This window comes from Frigidibacter sp. (assembly GCF_030695035.1).
Classification (GTDB): domain Bacteria; phylum Pseudomonadota; class Alphaproteobacteria; order Rhodobacterales; family Rhodobacteraceae; genus Frigidibacter.
Genome location: NZ_JAUYTT010000010.1, coordinates 15320 through 41688, shown reverse-complemented (window position 1 = coordinate 41688; position 26369 = coordinate 15320). Strand labels below are relative to the sequence as shown.

General features: G+C 65.3%; 28 protein-coding genes. 8 read left to right on the top strand and 20 right to left on the bottom strand.

Annotated elements, in window-relative coordinates:
- Nucleotides 1–100 precede the first annotated feature (100 nt).
- The 3 genes from Q8S30_RS09365 to Q8S30_RS09355 are packed head-to-tail and all read right to left on the bottom strand — an operon-like array spanning nt 101 to nt 2730.
- Nucleotides 101–1261: an MFS transporter gene (locus Q8S30_RS09365; protein ID WP_305665759.1), complete on the bottom strand. Its 1161-nt coding sequence runs from the start codon at nt 1259–1261 to the stop codon at nt 101–103.
- 46 nt (nt 1262–1307) lie between these two features.
- Complete coding sequence (locus Q8S30_RS09360; protein ID WP_305665758.1) at nt 1308–2357, bottom strand: permease; 1050 nt, start codon at nt 2355–2357, stop codon at nt 1308–1310.
- A 55-nt stretch (nt 2358–2412) separates the two neighbouring features.
- Nucleotides 2413–2730: a helix-turn-helix transcriptional regulator gene (locus tag Q8S30_RS09355; RefSeq protein WP_305665757.1), complete on the bottom strand. Its 318-nt coding sequence runs from the start codon at nt 2728–2730 to the stop codon at nt 2413–2415.
- 211 nt (nt 2731–2941) lie between these two features.
- Here Q8S30_RS09355 and phnD point away from each other — a divergent pair, with 211 nt between their 5' ends.
- The 4 genes from phnD to phnE (Q8S30_RS09335) all read left to right on the top strand — a co-directional run bounded on the left by phnD (nt 2942) and on the right by phnE (Q8S30_RS09335) (nt 6378).
- Nucleotides 2942–3892 carry a phosphate/phosphite/phosphonate ABC transporter substrate-binding protein gene (gene phnD, locus Q8S30_RS09350; RefSeq protein ID WP_305665756.1) on the top strand — a complete coding sequence of 317 codons (951 nt, stop codon included), beginning with the start codon at nt 2942–2944 and terminating at the stop codon, nt 3890–3892.
- 67 nt (nt 3893–3959) lie between these two features.
- Nucleotides 3960–4781, top strand: a complete 822-nt coding sequence (gene phnC, locus Q8S30_RS09345) for a phosphonate ABC transporter ATP-binding protein (RefSeq protein WP_305665755.1) — start codon at nt 3960–3962, stop codon at nt 4779–4781.
- A complete protein-coding gene (gene phnE, locus Q8S30_RS09340) occupies nt 4778–5578 on the top strand; it encodes a phosphonate ABC transporter, permease protein PhnE (RefSeq protein ID WP_305665754.1) in 801 nt (266 codons plus the stop codon). The genes phnC and phnE (Q8S30_RS09340) overlap by 4 nt, the downstream gene beginning before the upstream one ends.
- Nucleotides 5575–6378 (top strand): phosphonate ABC transporter, permease protein PhnE, encoded by an 804-nt coding sequence (phnE, locus tag Q8S30_RS09335; protein ID WP_305665753.1) that lies wholly within the window; start codon nt 5575–5577, stop codon nt 6376–6378. The genes phnE (Q8S30_RS09340) and phnE (Q8S30_RS09335) overlap by 4 nt, the downstream gene beginning before the upstream one ends.
- Nucleotides 6379–6403: 25 nt before the next feature.
- Here the strand turns inward: phnE (Q8S30_RS09335) and Q8S30_RS09330 are convergent, their stop codons facing one another.
- From Q8S30_RS09330 to Q8S30_RS09270, 13 genes are all read right to left on the bottom strand, one after another.
- The gene (locus Q8S30_RS09330; protein ID WP_305665752.1) at nt 6404–7153 is read right to left on the bottom strand and encodes a winged helix-turn-helix domain-containing protein; all 750 of its coding nucleotides are present in this window, start codon (nt 7151–7153) and stop codon (nt 6404–6406) included.
- Between the two features lie 6 nt (nt 7154–7159).
- On the bottom strand, nt 7160–7849 hold the full coding sequence (gene phoB, locus Q8S30_RS09325) for a phosphate regulon transcriptional regulator PhoB (RefSeq protein ID WP_161342618.1): 690 nt from the start codon (nt 7847–7849) through the stop codon (nt 7160–7162).
- 4 nt (nt 7850–7853) lie between these two features.
- Nucleotides 7854–8576, bottom strand: a complete 723-nt coding sequence (gene phoU, locus Q8S30_RS09320) for a phosphate signaling complex protein PhoU (protein ID WP_305666054.1) — start codon at nt 8574–8576, stop codon at nt 7854–7856.
- A 10-nt stretch (nt 8577–8586) separates the two neighbouring features.
- Nucleotides 8587–9384, bottom strand: coding sequence for a phosphate ABC transporter ATP-binding protein PstB (gene pstB, locus Q8S30_RS09315; protein ID WP_305665751.1), 798 nt, complete (start codon nt 9382–9384; stop codon nt 8587–8589).
- Nucleotides 9385–9396: 12 nt separating this feature from the next.
- Nucleotides 9397–10758: a phosphate ABC transporter permease PstA gene (gene pstA, locus Q8S30_RS09310; protein ID WP_305665750.1), complete on the bottom strand. Its 1362-nt coding sequence runs from the start codon at nt 10756–10758 to the stop codon at nt 9397–9399.
- Nucleotides 10755–12215 (bottom strand): phosphate ABC transporter permease subunit PstC, encoded by a 1461-nt coding sequence (gene pstC / locus Q8S30_RS09305; RefSeq protein WP_305665749.1) that lies wholly within the window; start codon nt 12213–12215, stop codon nt 10755–10757. Before pstC ends, pstA begins: the two co-directional genes overlap by 4 nt.
- A 64-nt stretch (nt 12216–12279) precedes the next feature.
- Nucleotides 12280–13311, bottom strand: a complete 1032-nt coding sequence (locus Q8S30_RS09300; RefSeq protein WP_305665748.1) for a substrate-binding domain-containing protein — start codon at nt 13309–13311, stop codon at nt 12280–12282.
- A gap of 358 nt (nt 13312–13669) precedes the next feature.
- Complete coding sequence (glp, locus tag Q8S30_RS09295) at nt 13670–14926, bottom strand: gephyrin-like molybdotransferase Glp (protein WP_305665747.1); 1257 nt, start codon at nt 14924–14926, stop codon at nt 13670–13672.
- A gap of 58 nt (nt 14927–14984) precedes the next feature.
- On the bottom strand, nt 14985–17450 hold the full coding sequence (locus Q8S30_RS09290) for an arsenate reductase (azurin) large subunit (RefSeq protein WP_305665746.1): 2466 nt from the start codon (nt 17448–17450) through the stop codon (nt 14985–14987).
- A 13-nt stretch (nt 17451–17463) separates the two neighbouring features.
- Nucleotides 17464–17925 (bottom strand): arsenate reductase (azurin) small subunit, encoded by a 462-nt coding sequence (locus tag Q8S30_RS09285; protein ID WP_305665745.1) that lies wholly within the window; start codon nt 17923–17925, stop codon nt 17464–17466.
- Between the two features lie 221 nt (nt 17926–18146).
- A complete protein-coding gene (locus Q8S30_RS09280; protein ID WP_305665744.1) occupies nt 18147–19376 on the bottom strand; it encodes a sigma-54 dependent transcriptional regulator in 1230 nt (409 codons plus the stop codon).
- Nucleotides 19363–20790 carry a HAMP domain-containing sensor histidine kinase gene (locus Q8S30_RS09275; protein ID WP_305665743.1) on the bottom strand — a complete coding sequence of 476 codons (1428 nt, stop codon included), beginning with the start codon at nt 20788–20790 and terminating at the stop codon, nt 19363–19365. The genes Q8S30_RS09280 and Q8S30_RS09275 overlap by 14 nt, the downstream gene beginning before the upstream one ends.
- A gap of 3 nt (nt 20791–20793) precedes the next feature.
- Nucleotides 20794–21630: a PhnD/SsuA/transferrin family substrate-binding protein gene (locus Q8S30_RS09270; RefSeq protein WP_305665742.1), complete on the bottom strand. Its 837-nt coding sequence runs from the start codon at nt 21628–21630 to the stop codon at nt 20794–20796.
- A 253-nt stretch (nt 21631–21883) separates the two neighbouring features.
- On the opposite strand from Q8S30_RS09270, the gene Q8S30_RS09265 reads away from it, so the two are divergent.
- From Q8S30_RS09265 to arsH, 4 genes are read left to right on the top strand one after another with little or no spacing between them, the layout of a single operon-like run.
- On the top strand, nt 21884–22246 hold the full coding sequence (locus Q8S30_RS09265; RefSeq protein WP_305665741.1) for a helix-turn-helix transcriptional regulator: 363 nt from the start codon (nt 21884–21886) through the stop codon (nt 22244–22246).
- Nucleotides 22243–23262, top strand: coding sequence for an ACR3 family arsenite efflux transporter (arsB, locus tag Q8S30_RS09260; RefSeq protein ID WP_305665740.1), 1020 nt, complete (start codon nt 22243–22245; stop codon nt 23260–23262). The genes Q8S30_RS09265 and arsB overlap by 4 nt, the downstream gene beginning before the upstream one ends.
- A complete protein-coding gene (gene arsC, locus Q8S30_RS09255) occupies nt 23259–23687 on the top strand; it encodes an arsenate reductase (glutaredoxin) (protein ID WP_305665739.1) in 429 nt (142 codons plus the stop codon). The genes arsB and arsC overlap by 4 nt, the downstream gene beginning before the upstream one ends.
- A complete protein-coding gene (gene arsH, locus Q8S30_RS09250; protein ID WP_305665738.1) occupies nt 23662–24396 on the top strand; it encodes an arsenical resistance protein ArsH in 735 nt (244 codons plus the stop codon). The genes arsC and arsH overlap by 26 nt, the downstream gene beginning before the upstream one ends.
- Here the strand turns inward: arsH and Q8S30_RS09245 are convergent, their stop codons facing one another.
- From Q8S30_RS09245 to Q8S30_RS09230, 4 genes are read right to left on the bottom strand one after another with little or no spacing between them, the layout of a single operon-like run.
- Complete coding sequence (locus tag Q8S30_RS09245; RefSeq protein WP_305665737.1) at nt 24397–24801, bottom strand: OsmC family protein; 405 nt, start codon at nt 24799–24801, stop codon at nt 24397–24399.
- Nucleotides 24798–25025: a thioredoxin family protein gene (locus Q8S30_RS09240; RefSeq protein ID WP_305665736.1), complete on the bottom strand. Its 228-nt coding sequence runs from the start codon at nt 25023–25025 to the stop codon at nt 24798–24800. Before Q8S30_RS09240 ends, Q8S30_RS09245 begins: the two co-directional genes overlap by 4 nt.
- Before the next feature lie 11 nt (nt 25026–25036).
- The gene (locus Q8S30_RS09235) at nt 25037–26035 is read right to left on the bottom strand and encodes a permease (RefSeq protein WP_305665735.1); all 999 of its coding nucleotides are present in this window, start codon (nt 26033–26035) and stop codon (nt 25037–25039) included.
- Nucleotides 26032–26307, bottom strand: coding sequence for a metalloregulator ArsR/SmtB family transcription factor (locus Q8S30_RS09230; protein WP_305665734.1), 276 nt, complete (start codon nt 26305–26307; stop codon nt 26032–26034). Before Q8S30_RS09230 ends, Q8S30_RS09235 begins: the two co-directional genes overlap by 4 nt.
- Nucleotides 26308–26369: the final 62 nt, after the last annotated feature.

Sequence of the window (26369 nt, the reverse complement as noted above, 5' to 3'; positions counted from 1 at the left end):
GAAGCTTGCAATCGCCTTATTTGCAGCTCTGGCAATGACGTGATGTTGCATACGGCACATCGATAGCCTGCGCCCATTCAGCACGTTCACTTTACGGCGCTCACTGCCGCCGGAGCGCGAACAGCGCAGCCATTGCCGCAAGTCCCACTCCTGCCGTCAGCCAGATCGCGGAGAGCCCCCAGGCCGTGAGGGCCGCGCCGAAGATCAAGGGCGCGCCCGCCTGCAAGATGCGGGCCGGGGCGTTCAGCCAGCCGAGCCGCCGCCCATAGCCTGCCGCCCCGAACAGGGCCAGCGGCAGGGTGCCCTTGGCGATGGTCAGGATACCGTTGCCGGCGCCGTGCAGGATCGCGAAGACATAGGCGGCAGGCCCCCCAACGGTCAGCAGCGCCACCGCAGCGACTGGATGGGCCGCGGCAGCGAGGCGGGTCGAGGTCAGTGGGTGGAACCGGCGCAGCAGGCCGAACTCCAGCACCCGCGCGGCCACCTGCGCCGGGCCGATCAGCGCGCCCGCGGCAATGGCCATGGCGGCACTTGCCCCGGCCTCTTGCAGCAGGCCGGGCAGATGTGCGGCCATCGCGGTCGAGTTGAACCAGGTCGCCGCGAAGACGAAGGCCAGCAGCGCCAGCGCCCTCCGCGACGGCAGCGGGCCATCCTCTGCCGAGGGCTCGGCCTTGGTGATCGCCTCGGTGCCCTTCGGCAGCCAGGCATTGAGCGGAAGCGCGAGGCACAGATGAATCAGCGCCCAGCCAAGGCAGGCTTCGCGCCAGCCCCAGGTTGCCAGCATCAGACCGGAGAGGGGCCACCCGACCGTGCTCGCAAACCCAGCAATCAGCGTGATGCCGGTGATCGGTCCGCGGGCGTCCTTGCCGTAGATCGCTGCCAATGTGGCGAACCCTGCCTCGTAGAGGCCGATCCCCATGCCGAGCCCGATGATCGCCCAGCCTGCGAACAGTATCGCCGGGGTGGGCGCAATGGCCAGCAACCCGAGCCCGGTCGCAAAAACGAGGTTTGACAGCATCAGGACACCGCGACCGCCGAAGCCGTCGATCCGCGTCCCGGCCCAAGGGCCGACCATTGCGGAGAGCACCATCGCCATGGAAAAGGCGCCGAAGATCCAGACCGGGGAAAGACCGAAGCTCTCGGCCATCGGCACCGCCAGAACGGCGGGGATGTAATAGCTGGACGCCCAGCTGACGGTGAGGGAGGTGCCAAGCGCGGCGACGATCACGCCGCGCCGCGCCGGAACAAGTCGTGGGATCATGCTGCGCTCACGGGCAGGGCCGCAAGGCGGGCCACCGTGGACCGCCTCATACCATCGTCCAGAGCTGGAACAACAGCCCCGAGGCAAAGGCCCCCACCAGCGACAACGCGATATAGAGCGCGAAGACCTGCGGTTTGGCCAGCGCCCAGACTGCCATGGCCGCCGGGATCGAGGTGACGCCCCCCGCGACCAGGAATGCCATGCCGGCCCCCGGCGCCATGCCCTGCTCGATCAGCCCGCCCACCAGCGGCAGCGCGGCATAGCCGTTCAGGTAGGCCGGAACCCCCACCAGCGTCGCGGTCAGGATCGGCATCAGGCCCTCGCCGCCCAGTGCGGCCGTCACGGTTTCCGCCGGGATCCAGGCCAGCATCAGGCTTTCGAGGATGAAGGCCAGCGTCAGCCACTTGGCAAGGAATAGGGTCGTGGTCAGCGCGGTCTTGGCGAACTTCGCCCGGCGCTCGGGCTCTGCCCAGAAGCGCCAGACAACGGGCCTCGGCGCACGCACCCGCGCGCCGCCGCAGCCGCCATTGCCGATGCCCGCCCGCAAAGGATCGGCAAGCGCACCGCTGCGCGACAGCGCAAGCACGACAAGCCCACCGAACAGGCCAAGCCCGATGGCTGCCAGTGTCTTGGCCACCGCAAACTCCAGATCGAGGACGCCCGCGGTCAGCACGAACATCGACGGGTCCATGATCGGCGAGGCGAGCCAGAAGGCCATGACCGCCGACAAGGGAACCCCCATCGCCAGCAGCGCCGCGATCAGCGGGATCACCCCGCAAGAGCAGAAGGGCGAGATGCCGCCTGCCAGCGCCCCGAGCCCGATCATCAGCAGCGGTGCGCCAGTGAAGGCCTTGGCGATCAGATTATCCGCCCCGGTCGCTCCCGCCCATGCGGCGATGGTGATCGACAGCACGAGGAAGGGTGCCGTGTTCAGAAGCGCCCGACCAGCGAACAACGCCGACTCCGCGGCCTGCCCCGTGTCGAAAATCGCCAGTGCCGCAAGGATCAGCGCCGAGGTGAGCCATATGCGCTGGTCCTGCCATAGATGCCGCAGCACCGACCGGAGGCCGGGAGGGGGAAGAGCCGCATCAGTCATCACCAAATCTCCGGATTTTCAGTTGTTTCTGGGCAAGAAAAATTAACAGGCCGCGTCATGCGGCGTCCTCCGCAGGCTGAACCGCCACGCCGGAACAGCATTCCGACGTCAGAAAGCCAAGTACGATCCGCATCGCGTCGAAATCGACCCGGTTGAACACCTCGCGCCCCTGCTTGTCCTGCAGCACAAGTCCCGCATCGACCAGAGTCGACAGGTGATGCGCAAGCGTCGAGGGCGCGAGCCCGAGAAACTCGCCGATATCGCTGACCCTGAGACCCTCGTCCCCCGCCTTCACCAGAAGGCGAAAGATCGACAGGCGGGCGTCATGTCCAAGGGCGGCAAGCGCACGGGCGTGGGGGCTGATCGTTGTCATGGGTCAAACATAACTACAATTATGGTTTTGTCAATGAGCCTTTCCACAACACGTAAAACCCGTACCTGGCGTTGGCACCATTGTCCGCAAGCTTGTGGGGAAGAATCCGGGCCGCCAGCATTGTCATCTGGCCGTTACCCCTTCATCAGCCTTCTGTCACACTTCTCCCCTACCCACACCCTGATCCCCCTTATCGGAACAGGAGCACACGATGACCATCCGCGCCCTTCTCGCAGCCACCGCCCTTTCGCTTGCGGCCTTCCCGGCCGTTGCTGAATTCGCGCTCGACTCGCGCTACATCGACGCCGATGGCGACATGGTCGCCGACATCCCGACCGATGCCTCGGAACTGGTCGATCCCGACACCCTGATCTTTGCCTACACCCCGGTCGAAGATCCGGCCGTCTATGCCGAAGCCTGGGCTGATTTCATCACCCATATGGAAGAAGTCACCGGCAAGAAGGTTCAGTTCTTCCCGATCGATTCCAACGCTGCCCAGATCGAGGCGATGCGCGCCGGCCGTCTGCATATCTCGGGCTTCAACACCGGGTCGAACCCGCTGGCCATCGCCTGCGCCGGCTTCCGCCCCTTCGCGATGATGGCCGCTGCCGATGGCAGCTATGGCTACGAGATGGAGATCATCACCCATCCCGAGTCCGGCATCACCAAGATCGAGGACATCAAGGGCCGCACGCTGGCCTTCTCGTCCGAGACCTCGAACTCGGGCTACAAGGCCCCGTCGGCGCTGCTGCAGGCGAATTACAACATGGTCGCCGGCACCGACTACACCGCTGCCTTCTCGGGCAAGCATGACAACTCGGTCCTGGGTGTCGCAAACAAGGACTACGATGCCGCCGCCGTGGCCAACTCGGTGATGAACCGCATGATCGAGCGCGACGCGGTGAAGGCCGACCAGATCGTCAGCATCTACAAGTCGGAAACCTTCCCGACCACCGGCTACGGCGTGGCGCACAACCTGACGCCGGAGCTGCAGGAGAAGATCAAGGAAGGCTTCTTCAGCTTCAACTGGGAAGGCTCGTCGCTGGCCGAAGAGTTCTCGAAGTCGGGCGAAGAGCAGTTCATCCCGATCACCTTCAAGGACAACTGGACCGTCGTGCGCGAGATCGACGCGGCAATGGGCGTGTCCTACGCCTGCCAGTAAGCGCTACAGTCACACGAGAATGCGGGCCGCGGGCCCGCATTTTCATGTCTGCCAGACAGGATGCACGATGCTAGAGCTTCAGGGCCTGACCAAGACCTACAAGACCGGCGACACCGCGCTCAGCGATGTCAGCTTCTCTGTCCCCAAGGGCCAGATCGTCGGGCTGATCGGGCCTTCGGGCGCGGGCAAGTCGACGCTGATCCGCTGTATCAACCGTCTGGTGGAACCGACCTCGGGGCGCATCGCCCTTGGCGGGCGCGACCTGACCGGGCTTGGCGTGCGCGACCTGCGAGCGCAGCGGCGCCGGATCGGGATGATCTTTCAGGAATACGCACTGGTCGAACGGCTGAGCGTGATGGAAAACGTGCTGTCGGGCCGGCTCGGCTATGTCGGCTTTTGGGCAAGCTTCACCCGCCGCTTCCCGCCCGCTGATATCCAGCGCGCCTATCGCCTTCTGGACCGCGTCGGCCTGATGACCCATGCCGACAAGCGCGCCGATGCGCTGTCGGGCGGCCAGCGTCAGCGGGTCGGCATCGCGCGGGCGCTGGCGCAGGAACCCGAGCTGCTGCTGGTCGATGAGCCAACCGCCAGCCTCGACCCCAAGACCAGCCGCCAGATCATGCGGCTTCTGGTCGAGATCTGCACCGAATCCGGCCTGCCCGCCATCGTCAATATCCATGACGTGCCGCTGGCCCAGCAGTTCATGCAGCGCATCATTGGCCTGCGCGCCGGGCAGGTGGTGTTCGACGGCACCCCTGACCAGCTGACCGAAAGCGCCCTGACCGAGATCTACGGGTCCGAAGACTGGACCGCGATGCGCAAAGGCCATGAAGACGACAAGGACGCCGAGGCGGACGCGCTGCGCCGACTGTCGGTCATCCCGGCATGACAACCTATCCAACCACATGGCGGCGCCCGCCGCAGATCTTCACCCATCGCGGCTGGCGCATCGCACTGCAGCTGGGGGCGCTGGCCTATCTGGTCTTCGCGATAGGCACGCTGGAAGTGAACTGGACGCGCATCACCGAGGGCGGTGAGCGCGGGATGCGCTTCATCATGGGCTTCCTGTCGCCCGATTTTTCCAGCCGCTGGCGCGACATCAGCCAGGGACTGATCGAAAGCCTGACGATGACGCTGACCTCGACCGTCGTCGGCGTCGCCATATCGATCCCCATCGGCATCGGGGCTGCGCGCAACGTCGCCCCCCGCTGGATCTATGCGATCTGCCGCAGCATCATCGCCATCAGCCGCGCGCTGCAGGAAATCATCGTCGCGATCTTCTTCGTGGCGATGTTCGGCTTCGGCCCCTTCGCCGGCTTCCTGACCCTGTCCTTCGCCACCATCGGCTTCATCTCGAAACTGCTTGCCGAGGACATCGAGGATATCGACGAGGCGCAGGCCGAGGCGATCCGCGCCACCGGCGCCTCCTGGGGCCAGTTGATCAACTACGCGATCCAGCCGCAGGTGATGCCGCGGCTGATCGGCCTGTCGCTCTACCGGCTCGACATCAACTTCCGCGAAAGCGCGGTGATCGGCATCGTCGGCGCGGGCGGCATCGGCGCCACGCTGAACACCGCCATCGACCGCTATGAATATGACAGCGCCGGGGCGATCCTTCTGATGATCATCGCGCTGGTGATGGTGGCCGAATACAGCTCCAGCTATCTGAGGAAATTCCTGCAATGAGCGATTTCCCCGCAAGCTGGCAGTTCCGCAGCCCGAAGGTGCGCCTCGCGCTGTGGTTCGGCTGGCTGTGCCTTGTCGCGCTGTTCGTCTGGTGTTGGCAGGTGATGAACGAGAACACGATCTGGATGTTCGTGCAGGACGCGCCCAAGCAGGCCGCCGACATTGGCGGGCGGATGTGGCCGCCTCGCTGGTCCTATCTGGGCGAGCTGATGGTGCCGCTGTGGGACACGCTGAACATGGCGACGCTTGGCACGCTGCTGGGGGTGATCCTGGCGGTGCCTGTCGCCTTCATGGCGGCGCGCAACACCTCGCCCTTCCCGCTGATCCTGCGCCCCATCGCGCTGTTCATCATCGTCGCCTCGCGCTCCATCAACTCGCTGATCTGGGCGCTGCTGCTGGTCGCCATCCTTGGACCGGGCCTGCTGGCCGGGATCATCGCCATCGGCCTGCGCTCCATCGGCTTCATCGGCAAGCTGCTCTATGAGGGCATCGAAGAAACCGACATCCGGCAGGTGGAGGCGATCACCGCCACCGGCGCGAGCCAGGCGCAGGTGCTGAACTACGCCATCGTGCCGCAGATCCTGCCGGCCTTCTGGGGCATCACGGTGTTCCGCTGGGACATCAACATCCGCGAGAGCGCAATCCTGGGGCTGGTGGGTGCCGGCGGGCTGGGGCTGAAGCTGCAAAACTCGCTGAACACGCTGGCATGGCCGCAGGTGACGCTGATCCTGCTGGTGATCCTGGCGACGGTGGTGCTGTCGGAATGGGTGTCGGCCAAGGTGCGGTCCGCGATCATCTAGCCGCGGGGCACCGCGGCGGGCCGGATCAGAGGGGCCGCCGCTCGGGCTCTGCGCTGGCGGCAAGCCGATAGCCGATGCCGCGAACCGTTTCGATCAGATGCTCGGCCTGAAGCGGACGCAGAAGCAGGCGCAGGCCTTTCACGACCTGATCGATCTGCCTTGATGTATCGGAGACGTGGCCCCAGACCCGCCGCAATATCTGCTCCCGCGTCAGCATATGCGATGGCTCGTCAACAAGACTGGCCAGAAGCCGATACTCGGTCGGGGATAAATGGATCATGCTGCCGTCCCATTCGACGCGGCGCTCCAGCTCATTGATGGTCAGGTCAGCGAACTCCAGCCGTCCGGTCAGTGCCTCCGGCCGCACACGGCGCAAAAGCGCCCTCAGCGCCGCGATGCCGATTTCCGCACGGCTGAGATCCGAGATGACCTCATCGACAGACCCGCCACTGAGCAGGGGCGAGGACAGCCAAGCCCGCTCGTCGCCCCAGGCGACAACCGGCAGATATCGCGTGCGAGAGGACTCGCGCAGCCGGGCGACAATCCCGGGCAGGTCTTCATGTTCGGGGGACCACGCGATGAGCAGAAGATCGGGGCGCTGCGTGACAATGATCGACCTTGCGTCTGCCTCGGTTTGGGCGACCGAGCAGTCGAAGCTGGTCGCCAGCACACCCTGCGGCCCGAGGAATGACAGGTCGGCCTTGCCAGCAAGAATGGTCACACGCGGCAACTCGACTTCAGCAGATCCTGCTGCGGGCAAGAGGGCGCGGGTCATGCGGGGTTAGCCGAGCGCGTAGCCCGCGCCGCGCACGGTGCGCACCGGATCTTCGCCACCCTGTTGGCACAAAGCCTTGCGCAGGCGGCCGATATGCACGTCCACCGTCCGCGTATCGACATAGATGTCGCGGCCCCAGACCCGGTCGAGCAGTTGCTCGCGGCTCCAGACCCTGCCCGGCTTTTCCATGAAGGTCGCCAGCAGCCGGAATTCGGTCGGGCCCAGCTTCAGCAGCGCCTCGCCGCGGAACACCTTGTGGCTTTCCGCATCGAGCCGGATATCCTCGAACATCAGCGTCTCGCCCACGGTAGCAGGCCGGGTGCGGCGCAATTGCGTGCGGACCCGGGCCATCAGTTCCACGACCGAATAGGGTTTGATGACATAGTCATCGGCGCCGGTTTCCAGCCCGCGAACCCGGTCCACTTCTTCTGACCGGGCCGAGAGCATGATGATCGGCACACCCCGCGTCTCGCTGCGGCTTTTCAGCCGCCGGCAGACCTCGATCCCCGAGACGTTCGGCAGCATCCAGTCCAGCACGATCAGATCGGGCCGGTCTTCGGATACCAGCAGCAACGCCTCTTCGCCGTTTTCGGCCTGAGCGACGCGAAATCCTTCAGCCTCAAGATTGTAGGCCAGCACTTCGCGCTGCGCAGGTTCGTCCTCGACGATGAGGACCGAGGGGGTGTCAGCAGGCATGTTTTCAGTCCTCGCCGTCGCCCAGATCCGCCGGCATCACGCTTTCGCCCTTGATACGCGGCTCGTCCGGCACGGTTCCGGTGATCAGATAGATCACCTGTTCCGCGATGGTGGTCGCATGGTCGCCCATACGCTCGATGTTCTTGGCGATGAAGTGCAGATGCATGCAAGGCGTGATATTGCGCGGATCTTCCATCATGTAGGTCAGGAATTCGCGGAACAGCGCGTTGTACATCTGGTCCACGTCCCGGTCGCGTGCACGCACGTCATGGGCAAGTTCCAGATCATGCTGGATGTAGCTGTCCAGCGAGTCCTTGAGCATCACTTCGACGGCCTTGGCCATCCGCCGCAGCGCGCCGCCCGAACCGGCGATGGCCGGCATCTGGGCCAGAACATGGCTGCGCTTGGCCATGTTCTTGCAGTAATCGCCGACCCGCTCCAGGCTGGCGGCGATCTTCATCACGGTCAGCACGGTGCGCAGGTCGGTCGCGGTGGGCGAGCGCAGCGCCAGCAGGCGCGCGGCCTCGGCATTCACCAGCTCTTCCATCTCGTCGACCAGCGCGTCGGTATTGCGGACCTTCTCGGCCAGCTCTTCGTCGCGGGTTTCCAGCGCCAGGGCGGCGTCGAGGATCTGGGCCTCGACCAGCCCACCCATCTTCATGATCATCGCCTGGATGGCTTCCAGATCCCGGTCGAAGACCGAGGCGATATGCGGTTCTTTGCTCATGGTCATGATGTCACCCGATCCGGCCAGTGATGTAGCTTTCCGTCCGCGGATCCTGCGGATTAGTGAAGATCTGCCCGGTCTCACCATACTCGACCAGATGGCCAAGGTGGAAGAACGCGGTCTTCTGGCTCACGCGCGCGGCCTGCTGCATCGAGTGCGTGACGATGACCACCGAATACTCGGCGCGCAGCTCGTCGATCAGTTCCTCGACCTGGGCCGTGGCGATGGGGTCGAGCGCCGAGCAGGGCTCGTCCATCAGCAGAACTTCGGGGTTGGTCGCAACCGCGCGTGCAATGCACAGACGCTGCTGCTGGCCGCCCGACAGGCCGGTGCCCGACGCGTCGAGCCGGTCCTTGACCTCGTTCCAGATCGCGGCGCGGCGCAGCGACTTTTCGACGATCTCGTCCAGCTCGGCCTTGTTGCGGGTCAGGCCGTGGATCTTGGGGCCGTAAGCCACGTTGTCATAGATCGACTTCGGGAAGGGGTTCGGCTTCTGGAACACCATCCCGACCTTGGCGCGCAGCTGCACCGGATCGACCTTCGGGTCATAGATATCCTCGCCTTCCAGCAGGATCTTGCCCTCCACCCGTGCGCTGGCGACCGTGTCGTTCATCCGGTTCAGGCAGCGCAGGAAAGTCGACTTGCCGCAGCCCGAGGGGCCGATGAAGGCGGTGACGGTCTTGTCGAGGATATCGACGTCCACGTCTTTGAGCGCATGGTTGGTGCCGTAATACACCTGAACCCCACGGGCCGTGATCTTGTTCTCGGTGATATCCACGTCTCTCTCCACGATTCGCATGTCGTTCATGGCGGGGCCCCCTTACCAGCGGCGTTCAAAGCGGCGGCGCAGCACGATGGCAAGCGCGTTCATGAAAAATAGGAAGATCAGCAGCACGATGATCGCCCCCGAAGAGCGTTCGATGAACGCCGGGTCCGAGCGCGAGGCCCAGGAGTAGACCTGCACCGGAAGCGCGCTGGCCGGGTCGAGGAAGCCGCCATCAAGCGGGCTGGCGGGGTAGTTGGTCACGAAGGCAACCATCCCGATCAGCAGCAGCGGCCCGGTTTCCCCGGCAGCCGAGGCAAGGCCGAGGATGGTGCCGGTCAGGATGCCGGGTGCCGCCAGCGGCAGCACATGGTGGACAACCGTCTGCATCTTCGACGCGCCGACCCCCAGTGCCGCATCGCGGATCGAAGGCGGCACGGCGCGGATCGCGGCGCGGGTGGCGATGATGATCGTCGGCAAGGTCATCAGCGTCAGCACCAGCGCACCGACCAGCGGGGCAGAAGAGGGAAGCCCGGCAAAGTTGATGAAGATCGCGAGGCCCAGGATACCGTAGACGATGGACGGCACGGCCGCGAGGTTCGAGATATTCACCTCGATCAGGTCGGTCAGCCGGTTCTTCGGCGCGAACTCCTCAAGATAGATCGAGGCGGCCACACCGATCGGCAGCGTGAAGATGAAGGTCAGCAGCATCATGTACAGCGTGCCAAGCAGCGCGACGCCAAGGCCGGCGGCCTCGGGGCGCAGGTCCGAGGCGTCCGGCGCGGTGATGAAGCTCCAGTTGAACTTCGAGCGCAGGACCCCCGCCTCTTCCATCAGGTCGGCCATGTCGAGCTGGGTCACCGTCACGTTGGAGTCGCGCTCGGCGATCTCGCGGGTAACGCGGCCCTTGAAGTAACCATCGACGCGGCCACCCGTGAAGGCATCGACCGTCACGGTCTGCCCCACCAGCGACGGATCGGCCAGAACGCGGTCGCGCAGACGGGCCGGTGCGTCCTTGGAAATCATGTCGGTGATTTCCTTGTCGGTCATGCCTTCGACCACAAGGCCCTCATCGGCCAGATACTTGACCAGCGACTCGCCGAGAATGCGGGCGTAGCCGATGGTGGTGACCTTGGACATCTCGGCCACGTCGCCCGAGCCGGTCTTGTCGACCACGGCAGCATCGATGGTGACCGGGAAGGTCATCGTCGCCTGGTAGAAGGCGGAATGGCCGTCGCGGATGATGGTGAACAGCATCACGGTCAGCGTCAGCAGCGCCACCACGATGGCAGCGATGCCATAAGCGTGGAACCGCTTTTCGGCAGCATTGCGGCGCTTCATCAGCGGCGTCGCTTCCAGCAGCGAGCCATGGGCCTTGGGCTTCGGCGCGTCCGCAGAGGTCGGGCTGATATCGGTCATTCGTACTGCTCCCGGTATTTGCGCACGATCCAGAGCGCGAAGATATTGAGGCACAGCGTGATCACGAAGAGTGTCATGCCGAGTGCGAAGGCGACCAGCGTTTCAGGCGCATCGAAGGCGATGTCGCCGGTCAGCTGGCTGACGATCTTCACGGTGATCGTGGTCATCGCCTCGAAGGGGTTCAGGCCAAGCTTGGCCGCGGCGCCCGCGCCCATCGTCACGATCATCGTTTCGCCGATGGCGCGGCTGGCGGCGAGCAGGATGGCACCGACGATGCCAGGCAGCGCTGCGGGCAGAACCACCTTGCGGATGGTTTCCGACTTGGTCGCGCCAAGCCCGTAGGACCCGTCACGCATCGATTGCGGCACCGCGTTGATGATGTCATCGGTCAGCGACGAGATGAACGGGATGTTCAGCACCCCGATCACCAGGCCCGCGGTCATCACCGAGGAACCAGAGTTGCCAAGGCCAAGCGGCATGGCGATGTAATCGCGCAGGAATGGGCCAACGGTCACAAGGGCAAAGAGGCCGAACACCACGGTCGGGATGCCGGCGATCAGCTCGATCACGGGCTTCACCACCGCGCGGACCTTGGGCGGGGCGTATTCCGCGGTATAGATCGCCGCGAAGATGCCAATCGGCACAGCCACCACCATCGACACGAAGCTGATATAGAGCGTGCCCCACAGCAGCGGGATCAGGCCAAGATCGGATCCACCGCGGAATTGCGGGTTCCAGGTGAAGCCAAGGAAGAAGTCGGCAATCGGATACATGCCGAAGAAGCGGATGGTTTCCGACATCAGCGACATCACGATGCCGATGGTCGTCAGGATGGCCACCCCGGCCGAGGCGATCAGCAGCCAGCGCACGAAGGTTTCCGACACGTTGCGCGCGCGGAACTCGCCGTGGATGCGGCGAAGCGCGACCACGAACCCTGCAGCCGCAGCCGCCAGCACAAGCACCGACATCATCATCGCGCCTCGCGCCTGCATGATGCGGTAGTCCTTGGCCATCTCGAAGATCTGCGGGTTCACCTCGGACCCAAGCGCAACCCCGACCTCGGCCAGCCGGCCGCGGATGTCGGAGAAGTCGGCGCGCATGTCGCGCATCTCTTCGTTGGTCATGCCGCGCGCGGCCTGCAGCGCATCAAGGCCGCTGGCGATGCGCGAGACATCTTCCATCGCGAGCTTCGACGCCGTGGCATCTTCCGCGATCTGCGGGCCAAGCTGGCCGACGATGCGCGCATCGATCACCATCGGCTGAACGAACAGCCAGAGGGCCATCAGCGCGAAGGCGGGCACCGCGGTGAAGAGCGAGACTGTCTGGCCATAATAGCCCGGCAGAGAATGCAGTTTCCTTGCATCACCGCCAACGCTGCTCATGGCGCGGCTGCGACCGACGAAAAAGCCGACAACGGCCAGGGCAAGGACGATCAGGGTCAGTATGCCGACGCTCATGGGAAATCCGGTTCTCACAAGAGGTGAAGAGGGCGCCTTATGGCGCCCTCCGTTGATCCAAAGATTACTGGATCGCTTCCATCGGGGTTTCGGCTTCGATCAGCGCCTGAGTCTCGGCCAGCTCCGGGTCGGAAACCAGGCCGTAGGCGGCCAGCGGGCCGTCCGGGCCAGCCATGTCGTCCGACAGGAAGAACGAGACGTATTCTTTCAGGCCGGGGATCACGCCGATATGGGCTTTCTTCACGTAGAAGTAGAGCGGACGCGAGACCGGGTATTCAGCAGCAGCGATGGCTTCGGTGGTCGGAACCACACCGTTCATCGTGGCGACCTGCAGCTTGTCGGTGTTGTTCTGGTAGAACGACAGACCGAAGACGCCGACGCCGTTCTTGTTCGCGTCAACGCGAGCCAGGGTCTCGGTGTAGTCGCCATCGATGTCGATCGACAGGCCGTCGGTGCGCAGCGCCATGCAGGCATCTTCGGCATCTTCAGCGCCAGCAGCTTCATGAGCGGCCAGGGTGCCGTTCTCTTCGCAACCAGCGATGATGACTTTCTCGTCGAACACTTCACGGGTGCCGTGCTTGGTGCCCGGAACGAAGACCATGATGTCCTGAGCCGGCAGCTCGGGGTTCACGTCGGCCCAGGTCTTGGCGGTGTTGTCGACCAGGGCGCCGTCCTTGAGGACCTTGGCAGCCAGGGCGTTGTGGATGTCGGCCGGGGTGAACGCGAAGGCCGGGCCGTTGATGTCCGAAGCGAACACGATGCCGTCATAGCCGAAGCGGACTTCCATGATCTCGGTCACGCCGTTCGACACGCAGAGCTCATAGTCGCCCTTGGTGATCTTCGAGGACGAGTTCGCGATGTCGACGGTGTTTTCGCCAACGCCTTCACACATTTTCTTGCGGCCGGCACCCGAGCCGCCACCTTCCACGACCGGGGTCGGGAAGTCGAAGTTTTCGCCGAAGGCTTCGGCGACGATGGTGGCGTAGGGCAGCACGGTCGAGGAACCAGAAATCTGGACCTGGTCACGGGCAGAAGCGGCAGTCGCCGACAGTGCGGCCATAGCCAGAGCCGAGACGGTGAATTTCATGTAGGACATTAGAAGCTCCCAAGGTTAGGATTTAGGCCACAAGGTCGCGGCCCAACCACGGGCTTACGGTTAGGCAGTGTCCGTGACGAATGGATGCATGTTTTGTAACGAATTTATGACAACCATCATGAAGCGAGTGATGGCTGTGGATGAGGGCACCGTATCCGGGCCAAAGCGGCCTTGCCCCTCGATTCGACAACCGTCGCCTTTCTTGTCAAGGTTTTCCCGGGCCGGCCGTGGCCAACGGATCCCCTGCGGAAGTTTCCGATTCTGCGCTGATTCTCTGACGCCAGCGAGGGCGGGTGTCGGCTCGGGCCTGATAGTGTTCAGCTGGCCGGGGCGCGCTTGGGCCGACTGAAGCGCCCGGTCACTCGAGCAGGCAAGTAACGTGAAGCGGTGCACCCGGCAGCACCTGTGACAGTTCAGGCGGGATGACGGCGATGCCCATGGCCAGCGCAAGCGGCGAAAGCGAGGCTGACGCCCCTTGGCCAAGCCGCTCCAGAACCGGGCGGCCCATCGCATCCCGCCTGTCCCATCGGACCGGAAGATACTCGCGGCGCCCCGTCTTGCGCAGATAGGTGAATCCCGCAACGCCAGGCAGCCAGGTGTCGGGTTCTTCGGTCAACCCAGCGACCCTGCGAAGCGCAGGCTGCGCGATCTGGGCAAAGGTGATTGCTGCCGCATAGGGATTTCCGGGCAGGCCGAAATAGAGCGCCTGCCCAAGACGCCCCACGGTCAGTGGTTTGCCGGGGCGGATGGCGACCTTCAGCACATCCAGCTCTGCCGCCTCACGCCGGAGCGCGTCGAGAATGTGGTCTTCCTCGCCGGCCGACACCCCGCCTGACGAGATCACCACATCATGCGCGCCGGCAGCTCGCCGGATCGTGGCGCGGATGATCGCGCGGTCATCGGGCACGATGCCCAGATCGGTCAGCTCCACCCAGGGCAGACGGGCCAGAGTGGAGCGCAGCAGCACGCGGTTGGAGTTGTAGATCTGGCCATGGGCCAGCGGGCGTCCCGGTTCCGTCAGCTCATTGCCGGTCGCCAGGATCGCCACCCGCACCCGCCGCCGCACCACAGCCGCGGACAGCCCGCAGCCGGCCAGCAGCGCAAGGCGTTGCGGGGTCAGCACCACCCCGGCGGCCAGGGCCTGCGCGCCTGCTGCCAGATCCTCGCCCCGCCTGCGGATGTTCTGGCCAGACGCGGGGCGGTGCGAGAGGGTGATCCTGCCGCCTGCGGGAATGACATCTTCTTGCATGACCACGGCATCCGCACCCGCGGGGATCGGCGCGCCAGTGAAGATGCGGGCGGCCCTACCTTGGGCAAGGGCGGCGGCCCGGCCGTCGCCCGCGGCGATCCTGTCGGTGGCAATCAGCGTCCACGGGCCCGCGCCCGCCAGATCGCCCCGTCGCAGGGCATAACCATCCATCGCCGAATTATCGAAGGGCGGCAGGTCCGCGGCGGCAAACACCGCGCCGGACAGCACGCGCCCCACCGCATCATCAAGGGCCAGCCGCTGCTCCTCCACCACCGGCCGCGCAACGGCGATGGCGCGCAGCCGCGCCGCATCGACCGTCAACGTCGGCCCGGTCTTGCCGGCGGAGCAGTCGAGAGGACGGATCATGGCTCTCCTGAAATTACGCGGCCCTCCCCCCGAGGGAAGGGCCAGTTTCATCTGCTGGTCAGAGCACCACTTGCTTGGACTTGAAGGTGACCCGCGCCGACTCGCGCGTTGCATTCGAGACCTTGCGGATATCGCCCCAGCAATGCTTGTAGTTGGGCAGCACCAGCTCGTTCACGCCCTCATTGATGACGTTGCCCTGGCTGCCGGCCGGCGAGCCGAAGACCATGGCAACCTGGTGGCGCTTGGCGGTGGCGGTGGGATAGATCATGCCCTGCGTCACGCCATTGTCGTTGATGATCTCGACCAGATCGCCGGGATTCAGGCCCTCCTCCACCATGTCATCGGGGTTCATCTCGATGAACGGATAGGGGAAGCGGTCCTGCACGAACTCGTTGCGCTGGTCGAGGAACTGGTTCTGCCAGAAGATGTTGGCGCGCACGTTGTTGATCCAGTATTTGTGCGCCGCCTGTTCGCGCGCCTTGCCCGGCGCCTGCCAGCCCCGCCAGCCAGAGGCGCAGAACAGCGCCTTGCCATCCTCGCGCCCGTGCCGGGTGAAGACCCCGTCGGTATAGAGCCGTTCGGTCCCCACCAGCGCGCCATTCGCGTAGCCGGTCACAGGTTCCTGCACCCCGTTATTGCCGGCGGCGCGCAGGCGCTCATAGGTCACCTCGGGATTGGCGGTGTTGTAGCCGTCCATGAAGGCGTCTTCTTCCGTCTCCCAGTCATAGCCCTTGAACTGGTCGGCATAGGCGTCCTGGCCCATGCTCCGCAGCACGCGCTCCATGTTCTGGGCAAGCCCGGCGGCGATCAGGCAGTCGGGGCGGGAATTGCCGAAGGGATCCATGTATTTCTCGGACAGCCGCAACCGCCGCTCGCCGTTCATCGAGGTGAGGTTCATCTCGCTTGCCTCGCAGGCGGGCAAGATCACATGGGCGTTCTGGCCGATCTGGCTGTGGATGATATCCATGTCCACCACGAACAGCCCGCCCGCGCTGATCGCCGAGACGATCGCCTCGACAAGCTGTTCGCGCGTGCCACCGGCAGCGGCGTCGATCGCGTCCTTGACCATGTCGGCCCGGCGCTTGTGGACGCGTTTGAACTCCGATGCGTTGATCGTGGTCTTGTGGTGATCGCAGGCCCAGATGTGGTGAACCCCGCCAAGGCCGCGGATCAGGAACTGGTCCACATATTCCGCGGGGCGGCCGACATGGCCATCGGCCGGGCGGAAATAGCCCTCCTGGTGTCCGCCCAGACGACAGACCCCGGTGCCCTCGCGGCCGACATTGCCGGTGGCCAGCGCGATGTTCACCATCGCCCCGACCACGCGGTAATTGTCATTGCCCCAGATGATGCCCTTCTCATAGGCCAGCGTGCATTTGCGGCGGGCGCCATCGTCCTTCGGCTTGGCGATCCATTCGGCAGCCTTGGCGATATCGGCAGCCGGAATGCCGCAGACCTTTTCCGCCTCGGCCAGCGACAGGCGGATCGCCTGCATGGCATGCTCGAGGCTGCCAAGGCTGGCGGGATGCGCCTCGTCCTGCGCGACGGCCTGGCCGTCCTGAAAGGTCGAGGCGGCGATGAACTCAGCATCGGTCCAGCCTTGATCGACGATCTCGGTCATGATCGCGTTCAGCAGCGCAAGGTCGGTGCCTTCCTTGATCGGAAGGTGCAGCACATTCTCGGCCCCGGCATATTGCTCGGCCGAATGGACAGACACGGTGCGCCGCGGGTCCACCATGATGAACTTGGCCCCCGACTGCATCCCCGGAACCATGTGGTTCAGGTAAAGATTGGTCTGGCACTCCATCGGGTTCGCGCCGACGACGAAGATGGTGTCCGTCACCTCATAGTCCGCATAGCTGTTGTTCAGCTCGTCCACGCCCATATCGCGCGAGGAATGCACCTCGGAGTTATAGGCGGGGCGGTTGTGGATGCGGATGTTCTTGACCTTCATGCTGTCGAAATACAGCTTGCCGGTCGCCCAGGTATTCTCATACCCGCCCGCCGATCCGCCATGGTCGAAGACCGACACGACAAGGTCATCCTCGGAGCCGTCGGTGACCACGCGGGCGGTGACCCGCGCCACCAGATCCAGCGCATCGTCCCAGCTTGTGGGCTGCCACACCCCGTTGCGCCAGACCAGCGGATCGTGCAGGCGCTGCTGCTGGGTGCCGGTCACCTTCGAGGGGCGGTTCTCGGCCATCCGCGCGCCGCGCACCGACCCGAGGCCAGAATTCACGACGCAATTGGCATCGGGCTTGACCACCAGATGCACGTCTTTGCCGTTCTGGCGCACGGCGTTGTACATGGAGGGCGCATACCACGCCTCGGTTTCCATATACTGCTGCTCGCTCAGGTCCACGCCGAACTTGTTCTGGCTGGGATCCGTGCCGCCCTGCTTGTTCATCGGCCATGTGTAGGCCTTGTAGCCGCAACCGACGATGCAGTAGTGGCAGGTTACGTTGAATTCCTGCGCATCGGCGGGGATGATCGGCAGACGGTCAACTTGTCTCTTGTAAGCCATTGATCTCTCTCCCTTACAACACGTTCGACAGGCGGCCGTAGATCAGCTCGTCCACGCCCTCGGCATAGATGTCGCCAGCGGCATCCACGCGCAGCAGGAACTGCGGCAGGTTCTGCGTGGCATGGCCCCAGATCTGCTGGCCGCCCGACTCGCAGTCGAACCGCGAATGGTGACCGGGGCAGTTCAGGGTCTTGTCCTCGGCCGAATAGCTCATCTGCCAGCCCTTGTGCGGGCACAGCACCGAGAAGGCGACGACATCGCCATCGGGCCCGATCCCGCCCTCGACCGCTTGCCCCAGCTTGATCAGCACTCCGGGGCTTTCCGCGTCGGGATAGGTGATGTCCAGCGGCTCGTTCACCGCAAGATCGGCAAGGTTCGCCAGCCGGTTCGCCGGATAGTCGACCCGGGCAAGAGCCTGCGCCTTCGCCTGCGCGGGGGACAGCACGGTCGATGCCGCGGCGCCCGCAGTCGCCATCAGGCTGCCTCTCAGGAACTGTCGACGTCCGGTGTCGACCAATCGGTTGCACTTCATTGGCTGGAACCCTCCCCTGGCTCATCAAGTGATGTCTGGCACAAGGGTATTCGAAGCGGCGGGGCCGATCGACGGGCGGGTGCGGATCGCCGCAGCGCGGCTATCAGGTGATTTTGTTGAGGAAAAAACGGCGTTCGGAAATCCGAACATGAAGCGGGGCCCGGTCAGGACAGGTCGAACTTCTGCATCTTCTCCCAAAGCGTGGTGCGGGCGATGCGCAACAGCTTTGCCGCCTCGCCGATCTGGCCTTCGGTCCGGTCCAGCGCGGCGATGATCTGGGCCTTCTCTGCCGCCTCGCGCGCTTCGGCCAGCGACATCATCGCATCGGACCGGGCAAGGTGTTCGGGGAAGAGGTCGGAGGGTTGCAACATCGGCCCCGCTGCCATCGCCAACCCGCGCACCAGCCGCGCCCGCACCTCGCGCCCACCGCCCGGCCAGTCATGTCCCCGCGCCGCGGTCTCGCAAAGCGCGCTGATCCCGTCCAGCGCCGGGGCATAGGTGGGGGCAAGCTTGCGGAACAGCTGCTGCAGCAGCCAGACGGCATCCTCGGGGCGCGCCCCCAGCGGCGGGACCGGGATCTCCATCTGCGCCAGCCGGTAGAACAACTCGGGGCTGAAGCGGCGCTCGGCGATCAGGCCTTCGAGGGTATTGCCGCAGGCGGTGATCAGGCGGCCGTCAAAGCCGCGGTCGAGGGCGCGGAGCAGCGCCACTTGAACGTCGCTCTCCAACAGGCTGATGGCGTTGATGAAAAGCGTTCCATCCCCCACCGCAGCAAGACCGCGCCCCGCGCCCAGCAAGGCCTGCCCCGCATCTTCCTCTCGCGCCAGACTGACGGTCACGAACGGCGCCGCCCGCCTGTCGGACAGGTCGTGGATGCGCCGCGCCATCAGGTCCTTGCCGGTCCCGGGGCCGCCGCGGATCAGCACCGGCTGCGCGTGCTGCGCGGCGCGGGCAATCAGCGCCTCGACCCGGCTTGCCGCGGCGGACACGCCGATCAGTGGCGGGAAGCCCATATCCGCGCGCGGCTGGACCAGCAGGCTGAGCCGTTCCAGGAACACCGACATGTCGAAGGGCTTGGTCACGTAATCCGCCGCGCCCGACTTGATCAGCCGCACGGCCTGCCCGATCCCGCCCTGCCCGGTGATGAACAGGAAGGGCGGCGGCGTGCCGCTGCGGGCGAGCGTTGCGAACAGCTCCTCGCCCGTCCCGTCGGGTAGGCCTATATCGCAGATCACCGCGTCGATGGGCTGGCTGGGGGTGCGGATCGCGCCAAGCGCGCGCCCCATCTGCTTGAGCCACAGGACATGCGCCCCCTCCAGCTCCAGCCGCTGAAGCAGCGATGCGCCCATGATCTCATCATCCTCGACCAGCACGATGCGGCTACCCTTCAGCATCTTGCACCCCCGGTTCCGGCCCGAAACTGACGATGATGCGGGTCACGCCACCCGCCCGGTGATGCGCGATGTGGCCGCCAAGGCCAAGCGTCAGGTCGCGCACCAGCCGCAGCCCGACCCCGCCGCCGGGCGACAGCGGCGCATCGGTCAGCAGCCGGTCCAGCGCGGCTTGTGGCATCCCTGCCCCATTGTCGGAAATGGCGATGGCGAGGCCGGCACCGCCCTGCGATGCGTCCAGCCCGATCCTGCCCTCGCGCCCGGCGGCAGCACTGGCGTTGAGCAGCAGGTTCAGCGCGATCTGGCGGACCGGCCCTGCGGCGAGGCCGGGCGGGACACCCGGCAGGTCAACCGACCAGTCCATGCCTTGCGCCTGCCGCGACAGCTCGGGCTGGATCAGCAGCTTGAGGTCGGCGAAATCCTCAGCGCTCAGCGGCCTGTGCTCCATATCCATGCGGTTCTGGTCCAGCGAGGCGCGGGTCACGTCGCGCAGATGGCGCAGGCCCCGGTCCAGCAGGTCGGCCGACTGGCGCACCACCTCGGGCCGGTCCGAGAAGGTTCGGATGGTATCGGCCGCGTTCAGCAGCCCGCCCAGGGGATTGTTGATCTCATGCGCCAGCGAGGAGGAGAGGCGGCCAAGCGCCACGAAGCGCTCACGCTCTGCCAGCCGCTTCTCGGCCTCGGCCTTGGCGGCGACCGCGCCCACCATGGCGTTGTAGGTGCGGGCAAGGCGCGCCAACTCGCCATCGCCGCGCGGAATTTCGGCCGCAGGGATCGGATAGGGCTTTCCTTCCGTCCGTGTCATCTGCCGCGCCAGCGTGGACACGGGTCGCAGCATCTGGCGCAGGGCCGCATAGCCTGCCATGGCCAGCACGCCGATGGCCACCGCATTGCCAAGGATCAGCAGCATCAGCGCCCGCCGCCGTTCGATCAGCAGGTCCGATACGTCAAGCTCGGTCACGATCTCGCCCACCATTCGGCCTTGATAGATCAGCGGCGCCAGCAGCCGCAGGACCGGACCCGACCCGCCCACCGACAGATCCTCCAGCGCCGCGGCGCCCTGCGCCAGATCGGCGATGGCGCTGTCCATCGGCACCCGGCCCGGATCAGTTGCCGCCAGCACGCGCCCCGTATCATCCGCCACCGCGGTCAGGATCATGCGCCGCCCTTCGCCGCCCTGCGAGGCCCGGTCAAGCGTGTCATACACCTCCCAGACATCGCGGCGCAGCACCAGCGGGCCAAGCGCCACCGACAGCCCCTCGACATGCATCTGCGCCAGTTCCTGTACCCGCGCGTCCTGAACCCCTGCCAGGGCGCGCAGCACCTGCTGCGAGGCAACAGCGCCGACCAGAACCATCATCGCCGCGCCGAGCAGCGGCAGCTTGAGCGAGAGGGGAAGCCGGCCAAGCGCCTGCATCGGTCAGGCCTCCAGATCGCGCATGCGGGTGGCGATCCCGTCAAAGAGCGCGTCCGACGCAGGCTGAAATCCGTCAATCTGCAGGGCAGCAAGCGCCTGCCGGCCCTCGGGCGTATCGCCCATGCCCAGAAGCGCGCGGCGCAGGGCCAGAACGGGCTCGGACCCGGTGCTGTCGCGCCGCGCGCAGATCGGCGGGAACCCCAGCCATTCCGACCGGGCAATCACCCGGGTGCGCGCAGTCAGCGCCGGTTCGATGGTCGCCAGCGACTCCCAGACATATCCATCCACGCTGCCCGAGCGCACCAGCCCATCGGCGACGGCGCGCACGACGTTGCGATGCCCGTAGGTGAAGATCGCGCGACTGAAGAAGGTCTCGGCCCGCTCCCCCGCGCGGCGCAGGTCGGATGCGGTGACAAGATAGCCAGAGTTCGAATCGGGGTCGGAAAAGGCATGGGTACCCCCGCGCAGATCGGGCAGCCCCGTGGCCGGATCGTCCGCGGCGACGATCAGGTAGGACTGATACCGCGGCCCGCCGCGCCACGAGGGCACCGCGACCAGCCCAAGCGCATCAGCATGTTGCAGATAGGGATAGCCACAGAGCCAGGCCGCATCGACGGAGCGTTCCAGCAAGAGGCCGGTGATTTCCTGATAGGTGCGCCGTTGCACCAGCTCTATCTGGCGCCCCATCCCGCGGGACAATGCCTCGCGGAGCCCATCGACCACGGCGGCATCGTTGTCGAGAAACACCGGGGTCAGGCCCATGCGGAACACGGGTTCCGCGCGGGCCCGGCCTGCGAGGCCGGCGGCGAGGGCGCCCGCCAGAAGGGCACGCCGTTTCATCAATGGCTCCACGCGGCTGGGACTCCCTGTTGCGGCGGCCGTGATGGCGCGCGCTTTCCCTGTGCTCGGATCGGCGTTCGCCACGATAGGCCGCCACGCCGCGGGTCAGAAGAGCAAACTTCGCCTGCCCTGCCATCTTGCCATGCGCCTTGTGCGAGGCGCTAGGCCGGCGGAGACACGCACACAGCCTGCACATTGGCGGTTGACCGCGGGCATGGGGGGCTCTACTTGATCGGCAATCGACGATAAACGAATGCAGAGGCAGACCATGCCCTTCAGCCCATCTCCCGCCTCTGACGTCCGCGATCAGCAGGTTGCCGATCTCGCAAAGGCGCTGGCGCATCCGGCGCGGCTGCGCATCTTGCGGCTGTTGCTGGCCACGCCGGGCTGCATTGGCGGCGATATCGTGGATGCTGTCGGCCTTGCGCAATCGACCGTCTCGGAACATTTGCGCATCCTCAAGACGGCCGGGGTGATCACGGGGGAAATCTCCGGCCCCCGCGTATGCTATGCGCTGAACCCCGAAGCGCTTGCCCTGCTGTCCGCCTTCGTGGCGTCGCTGGTGGCGCCCGAATGCGAGGCCTGCCACATCCCCGAACAGAGAGCCGCATCATGAGCCTGTTTGAACGCTATCTGACCCTGTGGGTCGCGCTGTGCATCCTTGCCGGCCTTGCGCTTGGCAGCCTGCTGCCAGGCCTCTTTGGCACGCTGGCCGGCCTTGAATACGCCTCGGTCAATCTGGTCGTTGCGGTGCTGATCTGGGCGATGGTCTATCCGATGATGGTGGCGGTCGATCTCGGCTCGCTGAAATCGGTGGGCAAGCGGCCCAAGGGGCTGATCATCACGGTGGTGATCAACTGGCTGATCAAGCCCTTCACCATGGCGGCCCTGGGCGTGCTGTTCTTCCAGCATCTGTTTGCCGGGCTGATCGACGGGGCCAAGGCCCCGGAATACATCGCCGGGCTGATCCTGCTGGGGGCGGCGCCCTGCACGGCGATGGTGTTCGTCTGGTCGCAGATGACCAAGGGGGATGCGAACTACACGCTGGTTCAGGTCAGCCTGAATGACCTGATCATGGTGGTGGCCTTCGCACCGATCGTCGCCTTCCTGCTGGGAGTCACAGATATTGCCGTGCCGTGGGAGACGCTGATCCTCTCGACGGTGCTTTACGTGGTGATCCCGCTGGTGGCCGGGGTGCTGACACGCTCTGCCCTGATCCGGCAGGGCGGCGAGGCGGCGGTTGCGGCCTTCACCGCGCGCATCAAGCCCGCTTCGATCCTGGGGCTGCTGCTGACGGTGGTGCTGCTGTTCGGGTTTCAGGGGCCGGTCATTCTGGCGCAGCCGGGGCTGATCGCTTTGCTGGCCGTCCCGATCATCATCCAGTCCTACGGCATCTTCGCGCTAGGCTATGGCTGGGCCTATCTCTGGCGGCTGCCGCACAAGATCGCGGCGCCCTGCGCGCTGATCGGCACCTCGAACTTCTTCGAGCTGGCGGTGGCCGTGGCGATCGGGCTCTTCGGCCTCAATTCTGGCGCCGCGCTGGTGACCGTGGTGGGCGTGCTGGTCGAGGTGCCGGTGATGCTGTCGCTGGTCGCCTTCGCCAACCGGACCCGGGGCAGGTTCCCGGCATGAGCTTTCCGGTCGTCATCCATCACAACCCCGGCTGCGGCACCTCGCGCAATGTGCTGGGGATGATCCGGGCGGCGGGATATCAGCCGGTGGTGATCGAGTACCTTGTGGAAGGCTGGACGCGGTCCCAGCTTCTGGCGCTGTTCGCCGCCGCGGGGATCACGGCGCGGCAAGCGCTCAGGATCGTCCGCTCGCCGGCCGAGGAAATGGGGCTGACCGCGCCCGAAGTCACCGAGGATCAGCTGCTGGATGCGATGTTCCGGCACCCGATCCTTGTGAACCGCCCCCTCGTCTGCACCCCCAAGGGCGTGCGCCTGTGCCGTCCGTCCGAAGTGGTGCTGGACCTGCTGGAGCGGATGCCCGCGGGGCCGTTTGCCAAGGAAGATGGCCAATTGATCCTTGATGCGGAAGGAAACCGTCTTGTCTGACACGCCCAATATCGACGACACCCTGTTCCCCGGGCTTGACGAGGCGGCCCTGCTGACGCCCACCCACAAGACCCACCCGCCCCGCATCCTGATCCTTTATGGCTCGCTGCGCCCCCGCAGCTTCAGCCGCCTGTCGGGCGAGGAGGCCGGGCGAATCCTGACCCGGCTGGGGGCAGAGGTGCGGGTCTTCAACCCCTCGGGCCTGCCGCTGGTCGATGACGGCGTGGATGCCAGTCACCCCAAGGTGCGCGAGCTGCGCGATCTGGTCGCTTGGTGCGAAGGCATGGTCTGGTCCTCCCCCGAGCGCCACGGTGCCATGACCGGGCTGATGAAGACGCAAGTGGACTGGATCCCGTTGTCCGAAGGTGCCGTGCGGCCGACGCAGGGCAAGACGCTGGCCGTGATGCAGGTCTCGGGCGGGTCGCAAAGCTTCAACGCGGTGAACCAGATGCGGCTTCTGGGGCGCTGGATGCGGCTGATCACCATCCCCAACCAATCCTCGATCCCGAAAGCGTTTCAGGAGTTCGACGAGGCGGGGCGGATGCGCCCCTCGCCGCTCTATGACCGGATCGTTGACGTGATGGAGGAGCTGATGAAATTCACCCTGCTGACCCGCGACCGCGCCGACTACCTCGTGGACCGCTATTCCGAACGCAAGGAAACCGCCGAGGCGTTGATGAAGCGGGTAAACCTGTCGGCGGCTACGTGATCAGCCCTTCCGGATCAGAGTGCCTTCCAAAGGCACAGCCCCCGACAGAGTGTTCGAGATCGTGCCGTATTTCAGGATGTTGCGATGCAGTAGGTCCAGCCGCTGGTCTGTCTCAGTGCTGTCCACCGTGATCTGATACCGGATCAGCATCAGCTTGGGCGGTGCGTCCTGACGGACGGCCTCCAGTTGCACCTCGGCCCCCTCGATCTGGAACGAGAGCATCGGCGTGACCCGCTCGATCCCCTTCAGCATGCACGCAGCAAGGGCCGACAGCAGCAGTTCCACCGGATTCATCGCATCGCGGCGGCCGGCCATGTCGGTGTCCAGCACCACCTCGGCCTCCTTGGCCACGGCAAGGCTGCCGTGGCTGTCGATGCGGCGGGCGGAAACCCGGTACTCGGTCACAGCAGGCGGCCGATCTCTTCTGCGCTCAGCACCTTGCCGGCCGAGAGTACCTTTTCATCCACCACCAGACCGGGTGTGGACATCACGCCATAGGCGGCAATTTCGGCAAAATCGGTGATCTTGACGATCTCAGCCTCCCTGCCGGCCGCCTCTGCCGCCGCCTTGGCATTCTCACCGAGGGTGACGCATTTCTTGCAACCCGAACCGAGGATCTTGATGATCATGATAGTCCCTTTCAAATGAACCAATGGGTGATCGCGTTGAAGGTGAAGCCGATGGTCAGGATGCCGACCGTCACCACGCCGGTGAAGGTGGCCAGCAGCGGTAGCTTGACCACGCGTTTGAGCATGATCAGCGAGGGCAGCGACAGTGCGGTCACCGCCATCATGAAGGCCAGCACGGTGCCCAGGCCGACGCCCTTGCCCACCAGCGCCTCGGCAATCGGCAAGGTTCCGAAGATATCGGCATACATCGGGATGCCCACCAGCGTTGCCACCGGCACCGCCCACCATTTGTCCTGCCCCAGCAGCGCGCCGATGATCTCCGCCGGCACCCAGTTGTGGATCGCAGCCCCGATGCCCACGCCGATCAGCACATAGGGCCAGACCTTGTGCACGATATCCAGCACCTGATCGCGGGCGAAGGCCATCCGCTCGCCGCGCGTCAGGCTCTCCTCCGCGTCCGTGACCGGTACGTTGCGCACGAAGCCTGCGACCTGGTCTTCCATCCCCAGCTTGCCGATGATGGTGCCGCCGATGATCGCCACCAGAAGACCGACGGCCACATAAGCTAGGGCAATCGGCCAGGAAAAGATCGAGGCCAGCAGGATCACCGAGGCCATGTCGACCAGCGGTGAAGAGATCAGGAACGAGAACGTCACCCCAAGCGGCAGCCCCGCCGCGGTGAACCCGATGAACAGCGGAATGGAAGAGCACGAGCAGAACGGTGTGATCGTTCCCAGCAGCGCCCCAAGGATATTCGCGCCGAGACCCGACCTGCCGCCCAGGATGCGCCGGGTACGCTCTGGCGGGAAGTAGCTTTGCACGTAGGAGATGACGAAGATCAGCACCGACAGCAGGATGAAGATCTTGATCACGTCATAGACGAAGAACTGAACCGATCCCCCGATGCGCGACGCCGGGTCAAGCCCCACCGCCTGCACCCCCGCCGCCACCAGATCGGACAGCCACTGCATCCGTAAAAGCTGGTCGTTCATCCATGTGAAAATGGTCACGCCATCACCTCTTCGACCAGGGCCGCAGCCAGCAGTGCCCGCAGATGAGGCGGCAGGTCGGGCCGGATCCGGTAGCGCACCCATTGCGCGTCCCGCCGGTCGACCACCAGCCCGGCCTGTTTCAGCACCGCCATGTGCCGGGACATCCGGCTCTGGCTGACATCAAGGCTGCGCATCAGATCACAGACGCAGCGCTCTTCCCCGCCCGAAAGAAGGCGCATGGCGCCCAGTCGGGTCGGTTCGGCAAGCGCGGACAAGGCGGTGATGATCATGGAGGGGCCTGTAACTCAAGGTGGGAACCGGAAATGCGCCGGACCCATCAGGAGTTGGCACG

Bases quoted from the DNA above. Each gene is read 5' to 3' on its own strand.
- Q8S30_RS09365 (WP_305665759.1), bottom strand. From the start codon at position 1,261: ATGATCCCACGACTTGTTCCGGCGCGGCGCGGCGTGATCGTCGCCGCG.
- Q8S30_RS09360 (WP_305665758.1), bottom strand. From the start codon at position 2,357: ATGACTGATGCGGCTCTTCCCCCTCCCGGCCTCCGGTCGGTGCTGCGG.
- Q8S30_RS09355 (WP_305665757.1), bottom strand. From the start codon at position 2,730: ATGACAACGATCAGCCCCCACGCCCGTGCGCTTGCCGCCCTTGGACAT.
- phnD (WP_305665756.1), top strand. From the start codon at position 2,942: ATGACCATCCGCGCCCTTCTCGCAGCCACCGCCCTTTCGCTTGCGGCC.
- phnC (WP_305665755.1), top strand. From the start codon at position 3,960: ATGCTAGAGCTTCAGGGCCTGACCAAGACCTACAAGACCGGCGACACC.
- phnE (WP_305665754.1), top strand. From the start codon at position 4,778: ATGACAACCTATCCAACCACATGGCGGCGCCCGCCGCAGATCTTCACC.
- phnE (WP_305665753.1), top strand. From the start codon at position 5,575: ATGAGCGATTTCCCCGCAAGCTGGCAGTTCCGCAGCCCGAAGGTGCGC.
- Q8S30_RS09330 (WP_305665752.1), bottom strand. From the start codon at position 7,153: ATGACCCGCGCCCTCTTGCCCGCAGCAGGATCTGCTGAAGTCGAGTTG.
- phoB (WP_161342618.1), bottom strand. From the start codon at position 7,849: ATGCCTGCTGACACCCCCTCGGTCCTCATCGTCGAGGACGAACCTGCG.
- phoU (WP_305666054.1), bottom strand. From the start codon at position 8,576: ATGAGCAAAGAACCGCATATCGCCTCGGTCTTCGACCGGGATCTGGAA.
- pstB (WP_305665751.1), bottom strand. From the start codon at position 9,384: ATGAACGACATGCGAATCGTGGAGAGAGACGTGGATATCACCGAGAAC.
- pstA (WP_305665750.1), bottom strand. From the start codon at position 10,758: ATGACCGATATCAGCCCGACCTCTGCGGACGCGCCGAAGCCCAAGGCC.
- pstC (WP_305665749.1), bottom strand. From the start codon at position 12,215: ATGAGCGTCGGCATACTGACCCTGATCGTCCTTGCCCTGGCCGTTGTC.
- Q8S30_RS09300 (WP_305665748.1), bottom strand. From the start codon at position 13,311: ATGTCCTACATGAAATTCACCGTCTCGGCTCTGGCTATGGCCGCACTG.
- glp (WP_305665747.1), bottom strand. From the start codon at position 14,926: ATGATCCGTCCTCTCGACTGCTCCGCCGGCAAGACCGGGCCGACGTTG.
- Q8S30_RS09290 (WP_305665746.1), bottom strand. From the start codon at position 17,450: ATGGCTTACAAGAGACAAGTTGACCGTCTGCCGATCATCCCCGCCGAT.
- Q8S30_RS09285 (WP_305665745.1), bottom strand. From the start codon at position 17,925: ATGGCGACTGCGGGCGCCGCGGCATCGACCGTGCTGTCCCCCGCGCAG.
- Q8S30_RS09280 (WP_305665744.1), bottom strand. From the start codon at position 19,376: ATGCTGAAGGGTAGCCGCATCGTGCTGGTCGAGGATGATGAGATCATG.
- Q8S30_RS09275 (WP_305665743.1), bottom strand. From the start codon at position 20,790: ATGCAGGCGCTTGGCCGGCTTCCCCTCTCGCTCAAGCTGCCGCTGCTC.
- Q8S30_RS09270 (WP_305665742.1), bottom strand. From the start codon at position 21,630: ATGAAACGGCGTGCCCTTCTGGCGGGCGCCCTCGCCGCCGGCCTCGCA.
- Q8S30_RS09265 (WP_305665741.1), top strand. From the start codon at position 21,884: ATGCAGAGGCAGACCATGCCCTTCAGCCCATCTCCCGCCTCTGACGTC.
- arsB (WP_305665740.1), top strand. From the start codon at position 22,243: ATGAGCCTGTTTGAACGCTATCTGACCCTGTGGGTCGCGCTGTGCATC.
- arsC (WP_305665739.1), top strand. From the start codon at position 23,259: ATGAGCTTTCCGGTCGTCATCCATCACAACCCCGGCTGCGGCACCTCG.
- arsH (WP_305665738.1), top strand. From the start codon at position 23,662: ATGCGGAAGGAAACCGTCTTGTCTGACACGCCCAATATCGACGACACC.
- Q8S30_RS09240 (WP_305665736.1), bottom strand. From the start codon at position 25,025: ATGATCATCAAGATCCTCGGTTCGGGTTGCAAGAAATGCGTCACCCTC.
- Q8S30_RS09230 (WP_305665734.1), bottom strand. From the start codon at position 26,307: ATGATCATCACCGCCTTGTCCGCGCTTGCCGAACCGACCCGACTGGGC.